At 71.5% G+C, this 4,382-nt stretch carries 3 protein-coding genes; all 3 read left to right on the top strand.

The genetic code is table 11. From position 1 onward, the window contains the following. Positions 1–155: 155 nt before the first annotated feature. The gene (locus tag QH270_RS13985) at positions 156–1,868 is read left to right on the top strand and encodes an ABC transporter substrate-binding protein (RefSeq protein ID WP_280341823.1); all 1,713 of its coding nucleotides are present in this window, start codon (positions 156–158) and stop codon (positions 1,866–1,868) included. A gap of 47 nt (positions 1,869–1,915) precedes the next feature. Beyond that, on the top strand, positions 1,916–2,488 hold the full coding sequence (locus QH270_RS13980; protein ID WP_280341821.1) for an adenine phosphoribosyltransferase: 573 nt from the start codon (positions 1,916–1,918) through the stop codon (positions 2,486–2,488). Between the two features lie 190 nt (positions 2,489–2,678). After that, a partial coding sequence (locus tag QH270_RS13975; RefSeq protein WP_280341819.1) for an ABC-F family ATP-binding cassette domain-containing protein occupies positions 2,679–4,382 on the top strand: 1,704 nt, incomplete at its 3' end.

The raw sequence follows: 4,382 nt of genomic DNA, 5'->3' as shown, positions 1-4,382 counted from the left end.
GGGGGCGCCGGGGGGGCGGGGGGGGGGGGGGGGGCGGGGGCGGGCGCCCGGGGGGGCCCGCGCCCGCGCGCCGCGGCCGCGCCGCGCGCCGGCGCGCGGCCGAGCGGGAAGCGCCACAAGAGGAGGAACTGACGGCGAGAGCAGGGGGTCTCATCATGCGACGCGGCACGATTCGACTGATCACCGTGGTGGCCACCGCGGCCGTCGCCACCGGCCTGGTGGCCGGATGCTCGAGCAAGAACCAGGTGCCCTCCATCGGGTACGCCGTCGACGCGGCGGTCGCCAGCTACAACGGCGGCAGCACGCTCGGGGCGAGCAGCGGCTCCGTCGCGGTGTTCGGGCGGGTGCTGACCGGGTTCTTCTACACGGGCCCGGACGGTCAGCAGGTCGCCGACACCGACGCGGGCACCGCCAAGGAGGTGCCCGGCGAGACGCAGACCGTGCAGTACCGGCTCAACCCGGACGGGGTGTACTCCGACGGGGTCGCGACGTCCTGTGACGATCTGGTGCTGGCCTGGGCGGCCCGCTCCGGCCGGTTCACCCGCCCCGGCGACCGCGGCCCCGTGCCGCTGTTCGACGCGGCGAGCACGGCGGGCTACGAGGACATCGAACGGGTCGACTGCCAGCCGGGTTCCAAGGACGCCACGGTGGTGTTCCGTCCCGGTCGGCACTACCTGCCGTGGCGAACGCTGTTCGCCGCGGGCGAGCTGATGCCGGCTCATGTGGTGGCGCAGGCGGTCGGGTTGCCGAACGTGGTGAACGCGCTGCAGACCGGTGACGGCGCGGTGCTCGGGCGGATCGCCGACTTCTGGAATTCGGGCTGGACCATGCAGCCGGGCTCGCTCGAGCTGAGCAAGTTGCCGTCCTCGGGGCCGTACCGGGTCGAATCGTTCAGCGCGAGCGACGGTCTGGTGCTGGTGGCCAACGAGAAGTGGTGGGGTGCCGCTCCGGCGACGAGCCGGATCGTGGTGTGGCCCAAGGGCACCGACTACGCCGCCAAGGCGAAGGAGAACGCCCTCGGCGTCGTCGACCTGGGCGCCGGGTCGGTCGCCGACCTGTCACTCGACGGCTTCGACGAGCAGACGATCGCCGGCCGCGGCGCCGAACAGCTGGTCCTCGGCACGGCGGGTGTGTTCGGGCCGCTGGAAGTGCGCCGCGCGTTCGCCCAGTGTGTGCCCAGGCAGGCGCTGTTCGACACGCTCGGCAAGGCGGGGGAGCCCCCGAAGTCCGGCCTGGGCTCCGGCCCGTTGAACGCCCGTGTGGTGCAGCAGGATTCGCTGTACTATCCGGCGGTCACCGGCGCCGCCGACCAGTACCGGGGCGCCGACATCGCGGCCGCCACCGCCACTGTGGCCTCGGCCAAGGCCGGGCAGCCGACCATCCGTATCGGCTACCAGGCGCCCGACGCGCGCCGCGCGAAGACCGTCGCCATGATCGCCGAGTCCTGCCGGGGCGCGGGGATCACCGTGGTCGACGCGGGCGCACCGGATTTCACCCCGGTCAGGCTCGCTCAGGGCGCGGTCGACGCCGTCCTCGGTGGTACCGCCTCGGTGCCGGGCCCGGCCGGATCGGCCACGGGCGTCGCCGCGTTCTCGGCGTTGCGGGCCGGTAGCGGACTCGATTTCGGCGGCTTCGCCAACGGTCGCTACGATGCCATCACCGATCAGCTTGCGGGAGAGGTCGACTCGACCGCGACGCTGAATCTGCTCACCGAGGCCGAGAACCTGCTGTGGGCGCAGCTGCCGAGCATCCCGTTGTTCGCCACGCCGCGCACCATCGCGTTCGGCGCGGGCATGCAGAACGGGATCGCCGGGCCGACCCAGGCCGGCACCGGATGGAACATGGATCGCTGGGTGTTGCAGCGATGAGCAGTGGTGGCAGGCACGCGGAGCGTGACCGTGACGGAGAGGTGTCGATGAGCAAGCACGCGGTGGTCGAGTCCGACGACCAGGTCAGTGAGCGGGCGGGCAAGGCCGCGGACGCGGTGCATCGGCTGACCCGCTGGCACGACGACTTCCCCACGCCGGGTGTGCGTTTCGCTGATCTGACACCCGTCTTCGCCGATGCCGAGGGCTTCCGCGCCGTCATCGACTGCCTGGCTGCCGTGGCCCCGGACGTCGACCTCGTCGCCGGCGTCGACGCGCGGGGCTTCCTGCTCGGCGCCGGTGTCGCGGCCACCCTCGGCACCGGTGTGCTCGCCATCCGCAAGGCAGGCAAGCTGCCCCCGCCCGTGGTCTCGCGTGAGTACGCGCTCGAATACGGTTCGGCCGCACTGGAAATCCCCGCGAACGGGGTCGAGCTCACCGGCAAGCGCATCCTGCTGCTCGACGACGTGCTCGCCACCGGCGGCACCCTCGCCGCCGCGGCCGCGCTGTTCACCGAGGTCGGCGCCGAGGTGGTGGCCGCCGCCGTCGTCCTGGAACTCGGGTTCCTGAAGGGCCGCGAGCACCAGGGCGACTACCCGCTCACCTCGATCGTCGAGCTGTAGCCGCGCGGCCCGTCACCGAGCGCTCGCGCCGCTGTGGCGGAAAAGACGTTGGCATCGGGCGGCGGCGGATGTTAGAAATGATGGGTCTTGTTCCCGGCGATCGGAGTCATGCGTTGATTTCTTGAGGTAGCGCTTCCGGACGGTCCGCATTCCGCGCACCGTGCATCCGTCGCACCTCCAGGGGATCCGCATGTCAACTCTCTCTTTTTCCGATCTCACTTTTCATTGGCCGGATGGCACCGTCGTCTTCGACGGCCTGGACGCCGTCCTCGGGCCGGGGCAGATGGGGCTCGTCGGCAGCAACGGCGCGGGCAAATCCACGTTGATGCGGCTGATCGCCGGTGAGCTGCGCCCGCTGCGTGGGTCCATCACCGTGCCGGGGCGCCTCGGCTACCTGCGCCAGGACCTCGGCATGCGCACCGGGCAGCGGGTCGAGACCGTTCTCGGCATCGCCGAGGTCAGGGCCGCGATCCAGCGCATCGAGAGCGGTGCGGGCGAACCCGAGGACTTCGACATCGTCGGGGTGCAGTGGCAGATCGAGGAGGAGGCGATCGCGCTGCTCGGCAAGCTCGGCCTCGATTACGTCGCCGGCTCGGTCGCCGACCTCGACCGCACCCTCGACACGCTCTCCGGCGGCGAGACCGTGCTGCTCGGGCTCGTCGCGGAGCTGCTGCGCGAACCCGACGTGCTGCTGCTCGACGAGCCGACCAACAATCTCGACGCGGTCGCGCGTACGCGACTCTACGACGTGATCCGCCAGTTCGGCGGCACCGTGATCGTGGTCAGCCACGACCGGGAGCTGCTGGACCGGATGGACGGCATCGCCGAACTGCGGGCGGGCGAGGTCCGGTCCTTCGGCGGCAATTTCACTGCCTACGAACAGATCGTCGAGCAGGAGCAGGAGGCGGCGCGGGCGGCGGTGCGCGATGCCCGCAGCGATGTGCGCAAGCAGGCACGCGAGCTGGTCGAGGCACGCACGAAATTGGATCGCAGGCAGCGGTTCGCGCAGAAGGCGCAGGACACCAAGCGGGTGCCCAAGATCGTGGCCGGATTGCGCAAGAACGCGGCCGAGGTGTCGGCGGGCAAATTGCGCACCTCGCATATCGAGAAGCTCGACAGCGCCCGCGAAACCCTCGACCAGGCCGCGGAACTCGTGCGTGCGGACCGCGAGATCAGGATCGACCTGCCTGGTACCCGGCTGTATCCGGGCCAGGATGTCGTCACGCTCGAGCGGGTCCGGCTGGCCAACGGCCCGGTCGTGGATCTGCGGGTGAGCGGACCGGAGCGGATCGCCCTCACCGGACGCAACGGCGCGGGCAAGACCACGCTGCTGCGCCGGATCGTCGACGAGGGTCCCAAGGTCCCGTGGCGGTTGCTGCCGCAGCGGCTCGACGTGTTCGACGAACAGCGCAGCGTCTTCGACAACGTCGCCGACGCCGCGCCGCACGCGACCCCGGAGCAGATCCGGGCACAGCTGGCGCGCTTCCTGTTCCGCGGTGCCGACGCCGACGTCGCGGCCGCGGCGCTCTCGGGCGGGGAGCGGTTGCGGGCGGCGCTGGCGACGCTGCTGCTGGCCGAACCCGCCCCGCGCCTGCTGATGCTGGACGAGCCGACCAACAATCTCGACCTGCCCAGCCTCACCCACCTCACCCAGGCGCTGGCCGGCTTCGAGGGCGCGGTTTTAGTGGTGGGCCCCCCAAAACCCGTGCACGGCCCCAAACGGGTGACCCCCCCCCCGGGGGGCCCCCCCGCCGGGGGGGGGGCGGGGGGGTTCTTCCTCATGCGCGTGATCGGTGACCCGATCTGGGCGGCCCTGGGTGGTCGGCTCACCCAGGACCAGATCGAGCACCGCAAGGAAGCGGCCGGCTTCAACCGGCCGATCCTGACCCAGTAC

It is taken from the genome of Nocardia neocaledoniensis, from assembly GCF_029868625.1.
Classification (GTDB): domain Bacteria; phylum Actinomycetota; class Actinomycetes; order Mycobacteriales; family Mycobacteriaceae; genus Nocardia; species Nocardia neocaledoniensis_A.
This window is presented reverse-complemented; position numbering and strand designations above follow the sequence as displayed.

Coding starts and splice junctions, on each gene's coding strand:
- QH270_RS13985 (WP_280341823.1), top strand. CDS start 156: ATGCGACGCGGCACGATTCGACTGATCACCGTGGTGGCCACCGCGGCC.
- QH270_RS13980 (WP_280341821.1), top strand. CDS start 1,916: ATGAGCAAGCACGCGGTGGTCGAGTCCGACGACCAGGTCAGTGAGCGG.